Here is a 17,505-nt window from a genome sequence, read left to right as displayed (position 1 = left end):
GTCACCTGCCGTCGGCCAGCTGGGCGACGGCCTTGCGCGGGTCGAAGGACGGTGTGCGGTTCCACGGCATCTTCGACAGCAGCACACCCATGGCGCAGGTGTTGCTGATGGCGGCGAAGGCCAGTCCGCCGCCGACGAACGCGGACAGCGCCTGTAGGCCGGGGACGGCGAAGCTGCCGAGGGCGCCGACCAGGACCAGGGAGCCGGCGACCAGGCGGACCTGGCGCTCCATGTCCCAGCGTTCCTGGCCGTAGGTGGTCGGGGCGCCGGACTTCTCCCAGGCCGTCATGCCGCCCGACAGGATCGCCAGACCGGGGAGCCCGGCTTCGGCGAGGGCGCGTTCGGCCTGGCCGGCGCGCTGGCCGGAGCGGCACACCAGTACCACGTCGGTGTCCAGGTGCTTCGTCAGTTCCTCCCGGTGCTCGCGCAGGACGTCCAGCGGCACGTTGTAGGAGCCGGGGATGTGCGCTCCCTCGAACTCGGCGGGGGACCGGACGTCGAGCAGCCGGGGCGGGTCGGCCGAGTCGAGCCGGGTGCGCAGTTCGTCGGTGGTCAGGCCGCGGGGGGTGGTGGAGGTGGTCACGCGTTGATCTCCTGTCGGTTGTCGGAGGGTGCGGGGGTTTCGGAGGGGAGGGCGCACAGGCCCAGGTCACGGGCGTTGTCGAAACTGTCGTCGACGGCGACGACGTCGCGGCCGCGGGCGTGGAGCAGTGCGGCGACGACCCCGGCGCGGTAGCCGCCGGCGCAGTGCACCCAGACGCGGCCCGCGGGGATCTCCTCGAGGCGGCCCGGCACCTCGTGGATGGGGATGTGTACCGTGCCGGGGATGTGGGCCTCGTCGCGCTCCTGGTGGCGGCGTACGTCCAGGACGACGAGGTCGTCGTCGCCGGCCAGGGCCTCCTTGAGGCCGCCGAAGGTGGCGCGCTCGTAGGCGGCCAGGAGCTCGCCGCCGGCCCAGTCCCCGGGGCCGCCGGTGGCCATGGCGGCCGGGCGGTCGATGCCGATGCGGACCAGTTCGCGCTGGGCCTCGGCCACGTCCGCGGCACTCTCGCCGAGCAGGGTGAGTGGGGTGCCCCACGGGATCAGCCAGCCCAGGTAGGTGACGAACTGGCCGTCCAGGCCGAAGTTGAGGCTGCCGGCGAGGTGCCCGGCGGCGAAGGCGGTGCGGTCGCGCAGGTCCACCACCCATTCGCCGGCCTCGATCCGGCGGCGCAGCTCGGCCGGGTCCGCCACGGACGGCGCGGACAGGTCCGGCTTGCCTGGCTCGCCGGAGTTGGCCGGGCCCATGTGGGCGTAGTAGGCCGGGTAGGCGTCCAGGCCCGCCAGGAGCTGTGCGACGTAGGCCTCCTCGTCGGCGGTCAGCGCGGTGTTGGTCAGCTTCTCCTGGCCGATGGTGCTGGCCAGGCCGGTGGCCTGGGTGGCGGAGCAGAACGAGCCGAACCCGTGGGTGGGGTAGACGGCCGTCTCGTCCGGCAGTTCGTCCGCCAGCCGTCGTGCCGAGTGCCACTGGGCGCGCACCAGGGTGTCGGTGTGGTCCGGGCCCAGCAGGTCGGGCCGTCCGGTGGTGCCGTACAGCAGGGAGCCGCCGGTGAACACCGCGACCTGCTCCCCGTCGGCCTGAAGCGCGTAGGAGAGGTGGGTATGGGTGTGACCGGGGGTGTGGATCGCCCGCACCCGCAGGGTGTCGCCGACCTCGATCACCTGGCCGTCGCGCACCGGGGTGCGCTCGTAGGAGACCTCGTCGTCGGCGTTCACCAGGTACTGCGCGCCCGCTTCACGGGCCAGGGCCAGGCCGCCGGTGACGTAGTCGTTGTGGATGTGCGTCTCGAACACGTGGGTGATCCGCACGCCGGCCGCGTCGGCCAGCGCGGTCACGCGGTCGTAGTCGCGCTGGGGGTCGATTACCAGCGCCACGGAGCCGTCGTGGGCGAGGTAGGTGCGGTCGCCCAGGCCGGGGGTCTCGACGGGCAGGACGGTGATCATCGCGTCTCCTCGGAGGTGGCGGGGGCGGTGGAGGCGTCGGGGGTGCCGGGCTCGTCGCCGGTGACCGCGGGGCGGTCGGCGGCGATCCAGGCGGCGGTGCCGCCGCTGACGCTGTGGGCGTCGTAGCCCAGGGCGCGGAGTAGGGAGGTCGCCTGTGCGCTGCGGCCGCCGCTCTGGCAGATCACGTGGACCGGCCGGTCCTTGGGCAGTTCGGCGAGGGCCAGCGGGAGGGTGGGCAGCGGTGCCGACCGGGCGCCGGGGACGTGGCCGGCGCGGTACTCGCCGCGGTTGCGGACGTCGACGACGAGGGCGCCCGCCGCGTGCGCCTCGGCGAACCTCTGCTGGTCGATCTCGTGAACCATGCGGGGAACTCCTGCTCACTTGCCTTCAGTGATACCCAGGGGGGTATGCATGGCTCAACCGTAACAGGATCCGGTTTATGCCCCGGGGGGTATCCGAAAGTGATGCGCCTCACACGCCGGGACTCCGTCCCGCCACAGAACAGGGGAGGCGGCGGGGCGCTGCGCCACTCCGGGAGGAAGCCTGCGGGTGGCGCCGCCGGCCGGCCTTCCGCGCCCGCCGGTCCTCGTGCCGTGGAGGTGAACCACTGCCGTGGCACCCCAGCCGCCCGGCCTCGGACCCGAGTCGCGCCGACGTGCGGCACGGTTCAGTTCAGGGCGGACCCGGCGGCCCGTCGTCTGTTCCGCGGTCTTGTCGTGAGGCCGAGGTGGATCATGGCCGGGGCGCGGCTCGGCATCCGCCGGGCGCCGCCTCGGAGCACCGCCGCTCCCGGCACGAGTGGCAGCCCTGACGGCCCGAGTGCGGTGTGAGTGGCGGCTTCGCGACCCACGGGTACATACCCCTACCCGTATGCCCTACTGTGATTCCCGCATGCGGTATCGCCTCCCGGAGCCCTCACCATGACAGTGCTTTCTTCGCGCCACAGAGCGGGTTCCGTGCTGTGCTGCCTTCTGGTGCTGGTCGCCGTGCTGGTCTCGTCCCTGTGCGCGGCCGCGCGGTCCGCGGCGGAATCCGTCCGCGCCGAACCGGCCTCCACCACAGCCGGCGTACGGCCCGCAGTGGACCCCCTCGTAAGTGGGACCGCTGCGGAGCAGGGCGGCGTCGATGTCCGCGAAGCCGTCGCCCTCCACAAGGCGTCCGACCCCTTGTCGTCGGACGCCGGGCACTGCGGCAAGCAGGCCACCCCCGACATCGCCTCCACCCACGACGGCTCCCGTCCGTCCGCGCCGCTGCCGGAACGCGCGGAGCACCGGACACCGACCGCGCCGGCAGGCCCGGGCCCCGCATCCGCGGGGCCGGGGTCCGCACCCCCCGCACCCGACCTGGTACAGCTCTCCGTCCTGAGGATCTAGACCGGCCCGCGCGCCGTGTCCCTTCATCTCCTCAGCGAAACGGAGTCCCTTTCATGCCCTCCTCCCGGTCCCTGCGCCGGGCGGGAGCGACGCTGGCCGCGTGGCAGTCCCCGCAGTGGGTCGCCGCCACGGCCGGTGCCGCACTGACCACGGTGCTGGTGGGCGTGCCCACTGCGGTGGTGCCCTCGCCCCTGTTCTCCCGTTCTGTCCCCGTCCAGTGGTGGAACTACCCCGTGCTCGCCGCCACCGCGGTGCTCGCCGGCCTCGTTCTGGCCACCTTCCTCAGGCCGCCGCGCGGCACCGGTGCCGACGACCCGGGCGCACCGGAGGGTCAGAGTGATCCGTCCGCGAAGACCGCCGGACGGCTCGGGTCGGCCGGCGGGCTGCTGTCGTTGCTGGCGGTGGGCTGCCCCGTCTGCAACAAGCTCGTCCTGGTCCTGCTGGGCACCTCCGGTGCGCTCACCTACTGGGCCCCGCTGCAACCGCTGGTGGCCGTCGTCTCCCTCGTCCTGCTGGCCGAGGCGGCACTGCGCAAGCTCTCCACAGCCGACGCGTGCCCCGTGCCCGTCCGCCGCTGAGCCTTTCGCCGCCCCCGCGTACACATCTCCTCACTCTTTCTCACCTCTCGGAGCACCACCATGCCCGCAACATCCGCACCCTCCGCGTCCTCGCGAGCCGGGCGGCCCCGCCCCGGCCGCACCCGGCGCGTCCTCGCCGTGATCGTGCTGGCCGCCGCCGTCGTGACCGCCGTCCTCGCCCTCACCCTCGGCCGCGACACCACCGGAGGCGGCACGGCCGCCCCAGCCACGGTGTCGACCCCCGAGACACAGGAACCGGCCAACCCGGAGCTGCTCGCCCTGGCCCGCCGGGACGCCGCCGACCTGCTCGCCCTCGGCAGCCCGGACGCCCCCGTCGTGCTGATCGAGTACTCCGATTTCCAGTGCCCCTTCTGCGGCCGGTTCGCCCGCGAGACCAAGCCGGACCTGGTCCGCGACTACGTCGACAAGGGAATCCTGCGCATCGAGTGGCGTAACTTCCCCGTCTTCGGCGCCGAGTCCGACCAGGCCGCGCGAGCCGGCTGGGCGGCCGGACAGCAGAACCGCTTCTGGCAGTTCCACGACGCGGCCTACGCCGAGCCGCGTCGGCGCAACGCGGGCGACTTCAGCGAGGGCAACCTCATCGCCATGGCCCGGAAGGCCGGCGTCCAGGACCTCGCACGGTTCGAGAAGGACATGGCCTCCGACGCCGCCCACCAGGCGGTCACCCGCGACAGCGAGGAGGGCTACGGCATCGGGGTCACCAGCACCCCCGCGTTCCTGATCAACGGACGGCCGGTGCTCGGCGCCCAGCCCACGGACGTCTTCACCGACATCATCGACGAGGCCGCCGAGCAGGCACGACAGCAGGGAGACGGCGATGAGTGACCCCGGCGTGCTGGTCGCCTTCCTCGGCGGCCTGCTGGCCCTCCTCAGCCCCTGCTCGGCCCTGCTGCTGCCGGCCTTCTTCGCGTACTCCTTCACCAGCCGCACCCGGCTCCTGGGCCGCACGGCCCTCTTCTACGCCGGCCTCTGCCTCACCCTGGTGCCACTGGGCGTGGCCGGCTCCTTCGCCGGGCGGCTCTTCTACGGACACCGGGACACCTTGGTGACAGCGGGCGGCTGGCTGGTCATCGCGCTCGGCGTGGCCCAGGTGCTGGGCCGGGGATTCGGCTCGCGCCGCCTGCAGCAGGCGGCCGGCAGGCGCCGCTCGGGATCCGCGGCCTCCGTGCTGGCGCTGGGCTCGGTCTACGGCCTGGCGGGCTTCTGCGCGGGCCCGATCCTCGGCGCCGTCCTGACCGTCGCGGCCATGGGCGGCAACCCCTGGCGGGGCGGTGCGCTGCTGGCCGTCTACGCCCTGGGCATGGCGGTGCCGATGTTCGTACTGGCCGCCTTGTGGGACCGCTACGACCTCGGGCGCCGGCGGTGGCTGCGCGGCCGGGCGATCCAGGTCGGAAAAGTACCGCTGCACACCGCCTCCCTGGCCGGCGGGGTGATGTTCATCCTGCTCGGCGTCCTCTTCCTGGCCTTCGACGGAACCTCCGCCCTGCCGTCCCTGATGGGAGTGGACGCGGAATTCGCCTGGGAGGAACGGCTGTCCCGGTGGGCGGGCGCGGTCCCCGACCGCACCCTGCTGCTCGGCCTGTCCACCGTCGCGGCCGCAGCCGCCCTTGCCGCCCTGCTGCGCACCAGGCCCGGACGACAGGAGAAACGACACCCGCCGGCGGAGCGCGTCCGCGTGGACGGCACCAAGAAGGAACACCGCTGACCCCACACATGTCCTGGGAGGACCCGTTCCGGATTCTCCCAGGACCCCGGGCTCGCAAACGGCCACGAGGCCGAAGTCCAGCTCAGTCCTGGCAGGGCGAGTGTGAGCACGAGGATCGGCGATGCCCTCGCTCTGCTGCCCGCCGTCGCCACGGCCACCTACCGCCGATGAACGCCATGAACCGCGAGATCCCGGTGCCGGACGTCACCGTCGACGGCACCGGCCTGCTCTGCGTCCCCCTCCTGCTGCGCCTTCGCAAGGAGATCGACGGGGCGGGGCCGGGCACCGTCGTCCAAGTCATCGCCACCGCCCCGGCCGCACCGCTCGACCTGCCCGCCTGGTGCCACAGGACGGGCCACCACTACCTCGGTCCCGTTCCCGACGGCGAACGGCCGGCGTACGCCCTGCGGATTGCTGCCCTTGCCCGCCTCACCCGAGCTCGTGCCCCCTGGCATGCGGACAATTCCGGCGGTTAACCGCCGTCCCCCTTGACAGCACGGAATCGCTCACGGTCCGTGATCACACCTTGCCAACCGTCCTGCTGTATCTTCGCCAGCTGCACAGCGACACATCCCTCGACCCAGCACAGCCTGCGCAGTCCTTTGCCGACAAAACTGCGTGGTCACAGCGGGCACCGCCCTTTGGCGTGCGCGGGGTTGGACCATGTCCCATGTGGTGAGGCGGATGAGCCGTTTGTAGCAGCACAGGGAGGCGGCGAGTCCGAGAAAGGCCAGGTAGTTGCGGGGATCGCGCTCGTAGCGGGGGCTGAGTCCGTGGTAGCCGGACAGCCACGGCATGGTGCGCTCGATGACCCATCGGCGGCGCCCTAATCGTTCGCTGGACTCGATGCCCTTGCGGGCGATGCGGACTCCGATGCGCTTGCCACGAAGCCACCTGCGCAGGTCAGCCCGGTCGTAGGCTTTGTCCGCATGCAGGCGCTGGGGCTTGACGCAGCGGCCGCGGTGGGGGTCGTGTCTCGTTTGGTGACCCTCGACCATCGGCTTCAGCCCTTCGCTGTCGTGGGTGTTGCCCGCCGAGACGCCGACGAGGAGAGGCAGTCCGTTCGCGTCCGACAGGACGTGCATCTCGGAACCCGGCTTACCCCGGTCCACGGGGCTCGGACCTGTGCGTTCGCCCCTTTTTCAGCGCGGGCGTGGGCGGTGTCCAGGACGACGCGGGTGACGTCGACGAGACCGGCGTCGTCGAGCCGATGCAGTACGGCCTCGTGCGGCCGCCCCCAGACGCCGGCTCTGGACCAGATCAGGAACCGACGGTGGGCGGTCGACTTCGATATGCCGAAGCAAGGCGGAAGCCGACGCCAGGCACAGCCGCTGACCAGCACGTGGACGATGGCCGCGAACAGCGTCTCATCAGGCGTGTCCTGCGTTCCGCCAGCCTGCGGCCGCACCCTCGACGGAGGGATCAGCGGCTTCGCGATCTCCCACAGCCCATCCGGAACAATCCAACTCCACGTACCCCGCCGCCCCATACCGAAGTCAACGACGCCTCACCACGGAGGAGACGATATAAGGCAGTTCGCATCCTGAGCCCCATCGGACGACATGCGGGCAAGCTCAAGACGAGAGCGCCGTCGTACGGTGCATCGCTCGTCAGCCTTGAGCCGTCTCCTCGACAACCCAGGACAGGTACGCGTCCGACCCACCGGTCACGGGCAGTGTGATCCCATTGGGGGACTTCGTACGGGTGCCGCTCGTTGCAGCGAAGCTTCCAGCGTCGGGAGGCGATCCGTCGTGGTCGTGTACGAGATCCGCCACTCCTGCGCCGTCTCGGCCTTCCCCTTCCACCAGTAGAAGGCGGTGATCGGCGCATCGATGTGAACGCCTGCTGCCAGCTTGCCCTCGACCGCGCCCCGGGCCAGCGCCGTCGCCTGGTCCTCGTTATCGATGGTCGTCTGTGCGATCACGATGTCGTTGGCCATGTAACGGCCTTTCCAACTCGGGTACCGCGACCCTACCCAGTCGTTCAGAGCACACCGGAAGTCGGTCGCTACACCGCTGATCGAGGTCTGCCCGGCTGCTTTTCCATCAGGTCCCTGTCCTTCTGGGGTGGCATGCAGGGCGCCGTGTGCGTCCTACGTTCGTACAGACGCCAGTACGTCTCGCCTTGGCCGGTCCACGCCGAAAAGTGTCGCAGTTCCTGTGTCTCGGCATCACTCCGCCGAAGCTCGCCGCGCTGTCATACCGGACGCCGTATCAGCCGTGGGGGAATACGTGGCCAGTGCGACCGCGAGAACGACCGCGGTGGCGCGGGAACGAACCCTCGTGTTGAGGTTCTTTGCAAGTTGCGACGAGGAGCGTGAAGCGGGCGACGGAACAGGGGACCCACCCCGTCGCCCGCCGTGGAGCGTCAGTTCTTGTCGAGGAGTTCGTTCATCTCCTCGATCTCGGCGGTCTGCGCGGTGATGATGTCGTCGGCCAGCTTCTTGGCCGGCCCGTACCGACCCTCGTCCTTCTCGGTGGTGGCCATGTCCACGGCGCCCTCGTGGTGCTCGATCATCATCGTCAGGAACATGGTGTCGAAGTCATGGCCGGACGCCTCCATGAGCTGGTCCATGTCCTCGGTGCCCATCATTCCGGGCATGCCGGAGGAGTCGTCGTCACCGTGCCCGCCGTGATCCATGCCGGGCATGCCGGAGGGCACGTCCTCGCCCCACGCCTCCAGCCACCCGGACATGGTCTCGATCTCCGGGTCCTGGGCCTTCTCGATCCGGGAGGCGAGGTCCTTGACCTCGGCGGAGGATGCTTGGCGCTGGGCCATCCGTGCCATCTGGAGGGCCTGCCGGTGGTGCGGGATCATGCCCTCTGCGAAGTCGACGTCCTGGTCGTTGTGGGCGCCGGCGGTGTCCTCGGCGCTCGCCGGGGCGGACGTCTGCGCGCCGGAGCCGGTGTCGGGGGAGGCGTCGTCGTTGCCGCAGGCGGCGAGGACGAGGGCGGCGGTCACGGCCGTGACGCCCAGGGCGGCACGGCGGACGAGGGAACGGGTGCTGGTCATGGGTGTACTCCTGCGAGGTACGAAGGCGGGCGCGCCGATCGGCGCGGGACACGGTGGAGTGCCGTGTCCGCCTTGACGGTGGGGCGGGCACGGCTCGGCCTTGTCCTAGATCCGCAGGAGTTGCAGTTCGGCCAGGGTGGGCGGGGCACGCCCGCCCCCGGTTGCGGCGGTGAAGGCGCCGGGCAGGTGATCGGCGGACGGGGCCGCACCGACGGGGTCGGGCGCCAGCGGGGACAGAACCGGACCCGCGCCGACCGCCCCGGACGCACAGGTGGCATCGGCGTGCTGTGTGTGCCCGCCGTCGCTGTCGGCGCCGTGACAGATGAACTCGTCGGCCGTCCCCGTGCCCGCGTGCGCCGTAACGGCGGGAAGGTGATGTGACGCATGGCCGCCTGCCGCGACCGCGTCGGCAGGCCCGAGGGCGTGCATGCCGAGCAGACCGGCGAGCAGCCCGAGCAGCAGCAGCGCACGCCACCGTCCGAAGGACGATCGCGTACGACGGAGCTGCGTACGGGCTGTCACATCCCTCATGTTACGAGAGCGGCCCCGCTGTATGCGGGGCGAGAGGTACGCAAGAGCGAACCCAGGCGTGCCACAGCGGGTCGGGTTCGAGGCCGGCCGAGCGGCCGGCGGATTCGTGATCGACCTCGCCGGCAGTCCTGACGATCAGCGCGCAGAGCGTCCGGTCGGGCTCCGTGGCGGTCGTCGGGGTGGTCAAGCCGGTGCCGGACCCGGTGTCCACGGCGCTGACCGCGTCCAGGCTGCCGACCGTCTCGGCGATGACGCCCCGGCAGTGGGCGAGACGATGCCGTCCAGCTCGTCGTCACCGATCTCGAGGCCGCCGGACACCTCACCCGTACCAGGGCGGGCCGCCGCAACCGCCACACCATCGACCCGACCGTGGCCCCGCGCCACCCCGCCGCGCTGATTCCGACGGGGAGGGGCAGTGACCCGGTGCCGATCACGCGGACCTGAGGCCCGCACGCGGGACGAAGGACCTTTTCGTCCTGGCCGGGGCACTCGGCCACCTGGTGGGGGCGTCGCTCCGGCGTGATCCTGGAGTGGTATCGGCACAGAGGAAAGGGGGCGCTGCCATGCACGCCCGCCTTGGCGACCGGCTGATCGTCGAGAGCCCGGCCACCGGTGTCGTCCGGCGGGACGGGGAGAACATCGGCCTCCATCACGACGACGGGACACCGCCGTACGACGTGCGCTGGTCGGACACGGGCGACGTCACGCCGGTCCTCCCCGGGCCGGACGACCACCTCCGCCACCTCGGTGCGGAACGGGAGGCACCGGACGCACCGGTGCCGGGTGACGCGGCCGCCGCCGGGACCTCGGACGCCGAAGCCGCCGTCGGCGGCCCCGGTGACATCGGTCGGAGGCTGGCGGCCGCACGCCGGCGGAAGGGCCTCGGCCTGGAGGAGACCGCCCGCCGGGCCCGTATGTCACCGGCCTACCTCGACTACCTCGAGACGCACCCGTCCGAACCGGGCTTCGGGACCCTCGTCCGTCTGGCCGACGCACTGGGGACCACCCTCCTCGAACTGCAGGGAGGCGGCCCGGAGCGGCAGAGGTGGTGCCGATCGCGGGTGACTCCTTCGAGATACGGGTGCGCGGCCACGTCCTGACGGTGGACCAGCCGCTGTCCGACGGGGGCAAGGACACCGCGCCCACGCCCGTGGAGCAACGCCTGGCTGTTCGACGCGCGCGGGGGCGTAGACGTCGCCGTACCCGCCGCCACCCCGCTGATCTCCCTCATCGAGGAGGCCACCGGGGCCACCGACACGGTCGCCCTGCTGCGGCTCAGCAAAGCCGGCATCGACGTCGTCGAAACGGCCATCACGCCGCGGTCCAGAGCGGTGGGCCGGGCTCTGGGCGACATCCGGCTGCCCGAAGGGACGGTCGTCGCCACGATCGTCCGCGACGGACAGCCCACCGTGCCGGACCCGGCAGTCCGCCTGCGGGCCGGGGACGAGCTCCTGCTCGTCTCGCACTCCGCGACCGAACACGAGATCCACGCGGCGTTCCAGTGAACCACCCCCGCCGGGCACGCCGGGCTGCCTGCCGCTGTGGTGAGGCCGGGTGCCGGAGCGCGCGGCGGACGCTTCAGCGACGCTCTCCCGTTCCCCGCACCACCGCGACCGGACAGCGCGCGTGATGCAGCAGGGCCTGGCTGAGCGAACCCAGGAGCAACCCGGCGAAACCGCCGCGCCCTCGCGCGCCGACCACCACCAGCCGGGCGGAGCTGCTGGCCTCGACCAACGCCTCCCGCGTCCCGCCGTGCACCACCCTGTGATCCGCCACCACGCCCGGGTGGCGCTCCTGACGTCCGGCGAGCGCCTCGGACAGCAGCCTCTCCTCCTCCCCGGCCAGCGCTCCCGGCGGATTCGCGTACGGCACCGACGGATCCTGCGGGTCGGGCATCGGCGCGTTCCACGTGGTCCAGGTGTGCAGCGCCACCAACGGAGCGTTCCGCAGGGCGGCCTCGGAGAAGGCGAAGTCCACGGCCTTCTGTCCTGCGGCCGAGCCGTCGATGCCCAGCACGATCGGACCGTCGACGAGGGACTGCTCGCGCACGACCAGCACCGGGCACCGGCCGTGCGCCGCCAGATGCACCGCCGTCGCCCCCACCAGCAGCCCGACGAACCCGCCCATGCCCCGGTATCCGACCACCACCAGCTCCGCGGCCCGCGACTGGGCCTCCAGAACGGTCAACGGCTCACCGGTCACCACGACGTGACCGGCCTCGACCTGCGGTGCCACCGCCCGCGCCCGTTCGGCCGCCTCGGCCACCAGACGATCCACCATGTTCCGCAGCCCGCCCTCCGGTGGTCCCATCGGCGACGGTCCGTCCCGGCGGACCAGGTCACCCGTCAGGTACCAGCCGCCGGCGAACGCGGCGGCGTAGCGCTCCTTGTCGTGCAGGTAGCCGCGGAACATCGACGGCCATCCCGGCCGCAGCGCCAACTCGCCCTCCATGCCGGGGCTTTCCACCTCCGTGACGTTGCCCTCGGCGACCAGGACCCGGCCGTCCTCACCTCGTTTCAGCACGGTCGCGTCGACACCGGGCAGCGGCCGCCCCATCGAACCGGGACGGATCTCGCAGGCCGCGAAATTCGCGATCATGATGCAGCCGGTCTCCGTCTGCCACCAGTTGTCGTGCACCGGCAGGCCCAGCACGTCCCGGCCCCACACGACGGCCTCCGGGTTGAGGGGCTCGCCGACGGAGGCGATGAAACGCAGGGCCGACAGGTCGTAGGAGCGCGGCAGGTCGTACGGGCCCCGGTGCGGGGTGGCGCGCATCAGCATGCGCAGGGCCGTGGGGGCGGTGTACCAGACGGTGACGCGCTGTTCGCCGAGGATCCGGTACCAGCGCCGGGCGTCGTAGTCCCCCTCGTCGACGACCACCGTCACACCGTGGACGAGCGGGGCGATGATCCCGTACGACATACCGGTGACCCAGCCGGGATCGGCGGTGCACCAGTACACGTCCCCGGGATGCAGATCGAGCGCGTACGCGGCCGTGGTGTGGTGGGCGACGACGGCCTCGTGGACGTGGACGGCTCCCTTGAGGGTGCCGGTGGTGCCGCTGGTGAAGTGCAGCAGGGCCATGTCCTCGGGCGAGGTGGGCGGGACGGTGAAGGTGTCCGGGGCGGCGGACAGCAGGTCGTCGAAGGAGGCCGTGCCGGGCAGCTCCTCGGCGCCGGGACCGACGAGCAGGACGTGCTTCAGTCCGGGAACCGACGCGCGGCGCTCGGCGACCTTGCGCCGGTAGAGGGCCGCGGTGGTGACCAGCACCTGCGCGTCGCCCAGCCGCAGCCGCTGTTCCACGGGGTCGGGGCCGAAGGCGGAGAAGAGAGGGCAGAGCACGCTGGTGTTCTTCAGCGTGCCCAGCACCGTGGTGTACAGCTCGGGGCAGCGGCCCAGCAGGGTGAACACCCGGTCCCCGTGACCGACACCCAGCGACCGGAGCACGTTCGCGAAACGGGCCGTACTACGGGACAGCTCCGCGTACGTGAGGGTCGAGACGGAGTCGTCCCGGGCGACGCACCGCAGTGCGACCTTGTCCGCGTGGTCGGAGGAGGCGTGCCGGTCGACGGCCTCGTGGGCCATGTTGAGCCCGCCGCCGGGCAGCCCGGACAGCCCGGTACGCGCCTGCGACCAGGTGAAGGCGGAGCGGGCCCGGTCGTAGTCGGTGAGACGGGGCGGGACGACCGGTGCGGTCTCCTTGTGGATGGTTTCCCCGTGCATGGACGCTCCTCCCGGCACTGTCCCCTGATCTCCAGGGTCACCGGGCCCGGCTCCGGCCGCGTCTCCGGACTCCTGCGGGCCGGGCCCCTCACTCACGGCGCAGTGCGACCTTGAGCGCGCCGGACGTCGTGCCGTGGGAGAACACCTCGTAGGCGTCCGCCACCCGGTCGAGGCCGAAGGCGTGGGTGACCAGCGGGGAGACGCGCAGGCGCCCGAACCTCAGCAGCCCCAGCAACCAGGGTGTGGAGGAGGTGTCGACCTGGCCGGTGCTGATCGTCACGTTCTTGTGCCACAGGGACTCGAGGTGCAGCGTGGCGGGTTTGCCGGGCGTGCCGATGACCGCGATGTGCCCTCCCGTGCGGACGGCGCGTGTGCACAGGACGAAGCCCTCCGGTTCGCCCGACGCCTCGACGACCACGTCGGCGCCGGGCCCGTCGTACAGCTCGGCGATCATCCTCCCCGGTACTTCGGCGGCATCGGCGCCCATGCGGACGGCGGCCTCCAGCCTGGCGGCCGACAGGTCCACCGCGATGACCCGGCGGGGCGAGTAGAGCCGCGCGATCGCCACCGTGGCGAGGCCGACGGGGCCCGCGCCCACCACGACGACGGTGTCCCCCGGGCCCACCTCTCCGTTCCGCACGCCGACCTCGTAGGCGGTGGGGAGGACTTCGGCGAGCAGGACCGCGTCGTCGAGCGGCAGGGCGGGGGGCCGGCGGTGGGCGGAGTGGTCGGCGAAGGGCACCCGCACGAACTCCGCCTGGGTCCCGTCGATCAGATTCCCCAGGATCCATCCACCGCCCCCGCGGCACTGCCCGAACATGTGGTCGTGACACGGCCGGCAGCGGCCGCAGGCCGAGACGGACGAGACGATCACCTGGTTCCCGGGGCGCAGGTGGTGGACGTCCCGGCCGACCTCGACCACCTCGCCGACCGCCTCGTGGCCGAGGACCGTCCCCGCCTTCACCTCGGGCAGGTCCCCGCGCAGGATGTGCAGGTCGGTGCCGCAGACGGTCGTGGCCCCGACGCGTACGACGGCGTCGGCGGGATCCTCGATCGCCGGATCCGTGACGGTGTCCCAGGAGATCCGTCCGGGACCGTGGTAGACGAGGGCTCGCATGGTCACCCACTCCCTGGCGGCTCGGCCGGCTCCCTCCACCGTCGCCCCGGGCGGACGCCCGGGCAACCGGGGCCCCAGACCGTTTGTTCCGCAGGACAGCCGGACCCCTGTGGCCGGGAGGAGGGGCTCCGTCGCCCAGTGCTCATGGCCGGACGGGCGGGTATGGCGCCGCACCGATCAGGGAGAGCCAGCCGGTCAGCCCGGCGGGGTCGGCGGCCCCGCAGCGGAAGCCGACGTGGCCGTCCGGTCGGACGGCCACCAGACCACGGCCGGGGCTGTTCGACAGCCGCAGGACGGTCACCCGAGGGTCGGCCGTGTCCGGCGGTGGAGCGGCGTCGTGTTGCAGCAGCAGGTGCACACCCGGGCGGGCCAGCAGTCCGTGCAGCCGCTGGGCAGGTCCTCCGACGCTGACGGCCGCGTCGGGCAGGCGGTCTCCCGGGCGAGGAGATCCCCGCAGGGGCGGTGTTCCCTCCACCGACAGGGGACTGTGCCGGTAGTTCACGCGCAGTTGGGAGATGATACGGATGGCCTCGGCGACCAGCCGTCGCCGGCCGAGGAGGACGGGGACGGCGGGGGCCGAGCGCGGAGCGGCCACCGCGCGCAGCCACGAGGGGAGCCGGCCCGTCGACGCCTCCGCCCAGAACGCGGTGTGCGTCAGGAGCAGCCGTCGATGGGCGGCCGCTCTGCGCTCCCTGCCGTAGGAATCGAGCAGTACTTCGGCATCGAACCCGTTCGCGGAGCCGCCCCCGGATCCACTCGCCGCGAAGCCGAGCTTCCAGCCGAGGTTCACCGCGTCCTGGATACCGGCGTTCATGCCCTGGCCGGTGGCCGGTGAGTAGTTGTGGGCCGCGTCCCCCGCCAGGAAGAGCCGCCCCCGGCGAAACCGCCGAGCGAGACCGCACTGCAGCGGAACCCGCGCCGACCACGCGAGACGTTCGATCCGCGCTGTCATCCCGGCGTCGTCCAGGAGGCGTCGGAGCTCGGCTTCCGGGACGGCGGGGCCGGGCTGGCCGAAGTCCCGCCCGGCCCCGCCGGCGGACGCCCGCGTGGCCAGCAGCCGCCAGGCGGCCTGCTCCCCGAGCGGGAAGAGGAACAGCAGCCCTTGGCGTCCCGCGAACACCTGGGCGTCGGCATCAGGGGGCATGCCGCCGAGGTCCAGGTCGGCAAGGAACACCTCCTCGGCGTAGGGCCTGCCGTGCCACCCGATGCCGGCACAGGCCCGCACGGCACTGGCCGGGCCGTCGCAGCCGACGACGAAGGGGCAGCGGATCTCCTCGACGCCGCGCCGGGAGCGCAGCACGGCACGCGCGCCATCCCCGTCGTCGTCGACGGTGAGCAGTTCGGTGCCCCGTTCGACCGTCACCCCGCCGTCGGCGAGCGCCCGCGCCAGTACTGTCTCGACGTCCGTCTGCCGCATGAGTGTCAGGTGGGGGAACGCCGTGTCGGGCAGCGCGAGGTCCGCGAGCCCGGCTTCGACGACGTGGGATCCGAGATGCAGGTGGACCCTCGGGGCGGTGTCCGCCAGCTCCAGCAGGGCGTCCGTGACACCGAGCGGTCGCAGGACCTCAAGGGTCCGTGGATGCAGGATGAGCGCACGGGAAGGCCGGAACGGCTCGGGACGCCGCTCGACGACCCGGACCCGTGCTCCATGGGCATGGGCCTGCAGGGCCAGGCCGAGGCCGGTCGTACCGCCCCCGACGACCAGGACGTCCACCGCCGTGGTCACGTCCCGGCCGCTGTGCGCCACCACGCGGAGGCCTCTGGCTCCGAGTCCTCGACGAGTCGGGGGTCCGCGATCACGTCGTCGCGGCGCAGCCCCGGCACGACGGCGTACCGGATCGAACCGGGCACGCTGACCAGCGCGAGAACCCGCCACAGGGAGCGCGCGTAGTGTTCGGCGCGCCGTGGGCCGTCCCACTCGTACACGCCGCGGTAGCGGCCGCGCTCGTCGTGGGCCAGCCACAGCTTCGAGGTGAAACCGGGGAACCCGACGAACAGGGGAGTGTTCAGCAGGCTCTCGCGGCGGAACAGCGCGTGCGCGGGTCCGCGCACCAGGCGCAGCCGGAAGGTGACCACCAGCGTGCACGGGTCCTTCGCGAGGCCGCTGCCGAGGCGGGTCTCCCGGTAGACCCGGGCCCCGGTGCCGTCGCCGAAGTCCAGTCGCACGCCCACGTGCTCCTCCGGCAGACGGATCCGGTGCCGCGAGAGCAGCGCGAAGGTGGTGAGGAAGCACGCGGCCACGGCCCGCCACGCCTCGCCGGGGGCGAGTGGTCCCTGTGCGCCCATGGTGGCCTCCTTCGAGGAGCCGTGACGGGCCTGCGCTGCCGGGCTCCGCCACGCCGGCCGGGCCGGAGTTCCCCGTACACCCCACCATGCGGCAATGCGCCACGTCCCGCGAGACCTGGTGGCGCGGACCGGCCGCCGGCGATGGAACCTGAGGAGCGCCGGCGGGCACACCCGCTCGCCTGGTCCGGCTCCATGTAGGGGCGGCGGGGCATCCGGTCGTGGACTTCTCCCTGCGGCGCACCCACGGCCCGCAGGCCGGGTTCCAGGCCGCCCGCCTCGGGCCGATGGTCGGCTTCGCCGGAACCGGCAACGTGGCCGCCGCCACCGCCCTGGGCCTGACCGCCGTCGGCACGATGGCCCACTCCTTCATCGAGGCGTTCGCCACGGAGGAGGACGCCTTCCGCGCCTTCGCGCGGTCCCACCCGGGACCGGTGACCCTGCTGGTGGACACCTACGACACCGAGGAGGGCGTACGCGTCGCGTCGCGTGTGCTGCGGGGCCTCGACCACGCGGCCCGCGGGCCCGGCTCGGGGGTACGGCTGGACAGCGGCGACCTCGGAGCCCTGGCGGTACGGGCACGCTCCCTCCTCGACGACGCGGGCCTGCCCGACGTACGGATCATCGCGAGCGGCGGTCCCGACGAGTACGCGGTGGACGAACTGGTCCGCTCCGGGGCGCCGATCGACACGTACGCCGTCGGCACCCGCGTCGGCGTCTCGGCCGACGCGCCGTACCTGGACTCGGCCTACAAGCTGGTGGAGTACGACGGCCGGCCGGTGATGAAGCTGTCGTCGGCGAAAGTGACGGCACCCGGCCCCAAGCAGGTGTTCCGCCACCTCGGCTGCGTCGACGTGATCGCTCTGGCCGACGAGCAAACCCCCGACGGTGGCATGCCGTTGCTGGAGACGGTGCTGCGGGGCGGGCGGCGCACCGGCGCCGGGCCCACGCTCGACGAGTGCCGGGAGAGGTTCACGGCGGACCTGGACGGCCTGCCGCCGGCCGCCCGCCGGATCCGGGCGCCGGTCGCTCCCCGGGCTACGGCCTCCGAGCGGCTGGGCTCACTCGCCGCTCGCGTCCGGCGCCGCATCGAGGAACGGACGACGGAGGCCTCCACCCGGTCCTGGAGCGCGGAACGAACCGTGTCCGGACCGCACGGGTCCGTACCGAGGTGAGGAG

The 17,505-nt window shown here is 72.5% G+C and carries 15 protein-coding genes and 4 pseudogenes; 8 read left to right on the top strand and 11 right to left on the bottom strand.

Annotation, left to right across the window (positions count from 1 at the left end; genetic code table 11):
- Position 1: 1 nt before the first annotated feature.
- From ACFV5H_RS04680 to ACFV5H_RS04670, 3 genes are read right to left on the bottom strand one after another with little or no spacing between them, the layout of a single operon-like run.
- On the bottom strand, positions 2 to 583 hold the full coding sequence (locus tag ACFV5H_RS04680) for a rhodanese-like domain-containing protein (protein ID WP_385051022.1): 582 nt from the start codon (positions 581 to 583) through the stop codon (positions 2 to 4).
- Positions 580 to 1,983: a rhodanese-like domain-containing protein gene (locus tag ACFV5H_RS04675; protein WP_385192817.1), complete on the bottom strand. Its 1,404-nt coding sequence runs from the start codon at positions 1,981 to 1,983 to the stop codon at positions 580 to 582. Before ACFV5H_RS04675 ends, ACFV5H_RS04680 begins: the two co-directional genes overlap by 4 nt.
- Positions 1,980 to 2,345 (bottom strand): rhodanese-like domain-containing protein, encoded by a 366-nt coding sequence (locus ACFV5H_RS04670; protein ID WP_385192815.1) that lies wholly within the window; start codon positions 2,343 to 2,345, stop codon positions 1,980 to 1,982. Before ACFV5H_RS04670 ends, ACFV5H_RS04675 begins: the two co-directional genes overlap by 4 nt.
- 558 nt (positions 2,346 to 2,903) lie before the next feature.
- Between ACFV5H_RS04670 and ACFV5H_RS04665 the strand changes: the two genes are divergently transcribed.
- The 5 genes from ACFV5H_RS04665 (at position 2,904) to ACFV5H_RS04645 (ending at position 6,136) form a co-directional block, all read left to right on the top strand.
- On the top strand, positions 2,904 to 3,356 hold the full coding sequence (locus tag ACFV5H_RS04665) for a hypothetical protein (protein ID WP_385192813.1): 453 nt from the start codon (positions 2,904 to 2,906) through the stop codon (positions 3,354 to 3,356).
- Between the two features lie 53 nt (positions 3,357 to 3,409).
- Entirely contained in the window at positions 3,410 to 3,934 is a 525-nt protein-coding gene (locus ACFV5H_RS04660) for a hypothetical protein (protein WP_385051016.1), read from the top strand.
- Positions 3,935 to 3,994: 60 nt separating this feature from the next.
- Entirely contained in the window at positions 3,995 to 4,780 is a 786-nt protein-coding gene (locus tag ACFV5H_RS04655) for a DsbA family protein (RefSeq protein ID WP_385192810.1), read from the top strand.
- Positions 4,773 to 5,660, top strand: coding sequence for a cytochrome c biogenesis CcdA family protein (locus ACFV5H_RS04650; protein WP_385192808.1), 888 nt, complete (start codon positions 4,773 to 4,775; stop codon positions 5,658 to 5,660). Before ACFV5H_RS04655 ends, ACFV5H_RS04650 begins: the two co-directional genes overlap by 8 nt.
- A 167-nt stretch (positions 5,661 to 5,827) precedes the next feature.
- A complete protein-coding gene (locus tag ACFV5H_RS04645; RefSeq protein ID WP_385192805.1) occupies positions 5,828 to 6,136 on the top strand; it encodes a sulfurtransferase TusA family protein in 309 nt (102 codons plus the stop codon).
- Positions 6,137 to 6,331: 195 nt separating this feature from the next.
- Here ACFV5H_RS04645 and ACFV5H_RS04640 read toward each other — a convergent pair.
- From ACFV5H_RS04640 to ACFV5H_RS04625, 4 genes and pseudogenes are all read right to left on the bottom strand, one after another.
- Positions 6,332 to 7,149, bottom strand: a pseudogene (locus ACFV5H_RS04640) (IS5 family transposase); the annotation flags it as partial.
- A 121-nt stretch (positions 7,150 to 7,270) separates the two neighbouring features.
- Positions 7,271 to 7,599 (bottom strand): annotated as a pseudogene (cutA, locus tag ACFV5H_RS04635) (divalent-cation tolerance protein CutA).
- A 428-nt stretch (positions 7,600 to 8,027) separates the two neighbouring features.
- Positions 8,028 to 8,672, bottom strand: coding sequence for a DUF305 domain-containing protein (locus tag ACFV5H_RS04630; protein WP_385192802.1), 645 nt, complete (start codon positions 8,670 to 8,672; stop codon positions 8,028 to 8,030).
- A 105-nt stretch (positions 8,673 to 8,777) separates the two neighbouring features.
- Positions 8,778 to 9,194, bottom strand: a complete 417-nt coding sequence (locus tag ACFV5H_RS04625) for a DUF6153 family protein (protein ID WP_385192800.1) — start codon at positions 9,192 to 9,194, stop codon at positions 8,778 to 8,780.
- A gap of 572 nt (positions 9,195 to 9,766) precedes the next feature.
- On the opposite strand from ACFV5H_RS04625, the pseudogene ACFV5H_RS04620 reads away from it, so the two are divergent.
- Positions 9,767 to 10,240, top strand: a pseudogene (locus tag ACFV5H_RS04620) (DUF1918 domain-containing protein); the annotation flags it as partial.
- A 129-nt stretch (positions 10,241 to 10,369) separates the two neighbouring features.
- Positions 10,370 to 10,708: a TrkA C-terminal domain-containing protein gene (locus tag ACFV5H_RS04615; protein ID WP_385192912.1), complete on the top strand. Its 339-nt coding sequence runs from the start codon at positions 10,370 to 10,372 to the stop codon at positions 10,706 to 10,708.
- Positions 10,709 to 10,781: 73 nt separating this feature from the next.
- Here ACFV5H_RS04615 and ACFV5H_RS04610 read toward each other — a convergent pair whose 3' ends face one another.
- From ACFV5H_RS04610 to ACFV5H_RS04595, 4 genes are all read right to left on the bottom strand, one after another.
- Positions 10,782 to 12,926, bottom strand: a complete 2,145-nt coding sequence (locus ACFV5H_RS04610; RefSeq protein ID WP_385192798.1) for an AMP-binding protein — start codon at positions 12,924 to 12,926, stop codon at positions 10,782 to 10,784.
- 88 nt (positions 12,927 to 13,014) lie between these two features.
- The gene (locus tag ACFV5H_RS04605) at positions 13,015 to 14,043 is read right to left on the bottom strand and encodes an alcohol dehydrogenase catalytic domain-containing protein (RefSeq protein WP_385051001.1); all 1,029 of its coding nucleotides are present in this window, start codon (positions 14,041 to 14,043) and stop codon (positions 13,015 to 13,017) included.
- 142 nt (positions 14,044 to 14,185) lie between these two features.
- The gene (locus ACFV5H_RS04600) at positions 14,186 to 15,793 is read right to left on the bottom strand and encodes an FAD-dependent monooxygenase (protein WP_385050999.1); all 1,608 of its coding nucleotides are present in this window, start codon (positions 15,791 to 15,793) and stop codon (positions 14,186 to 14,188) included.
- Positions 15,766 to 16,329 (bottom strand): hypothetical protein, encoded by a 564-nt coding sequence (locus ACFV5H_RS04595; RefSeq protein ID WP_385050997.1) that lies wholly within the window; start codon positions 16,327 to 16,329, stop codon positions 15,766 to 15,768. Before ACFV5H_RS04595 ends, ACFV5H_RS04600 begins: the two co-directional genes overlap by 28 nt.
- Before the next feature lie 194 nt (positions 16,330 to 16,523).
- Here ACFV5H_RS04595 and ACFV5H_RS04590 point away from each other — a divergent pair.
- A pseudogene (locus ACFV5H_RS04590) lies at positions 16,524 to 17,501 on the top strand (nicotinate phosphoribosyltransferase); the annotation flags it as partial.
- Between the last annotated feature and the right edge of the window lie 4 nt (positions 17,502 to 17,505).

The organism is Streptomyces sp. NPDC059787, from assembly GCF_042732315.1.
GTDB lineage: Bacteria > Actinomycetota > Actinomycetes > Streptomycetales > Streptomycetaceae > Streptomyces > Streptomyces atrovirens.
Note: the sequence above shows the minus strand (reverse complement) of the source record. Positions and strands in the feature narration are given on the sequence as shown.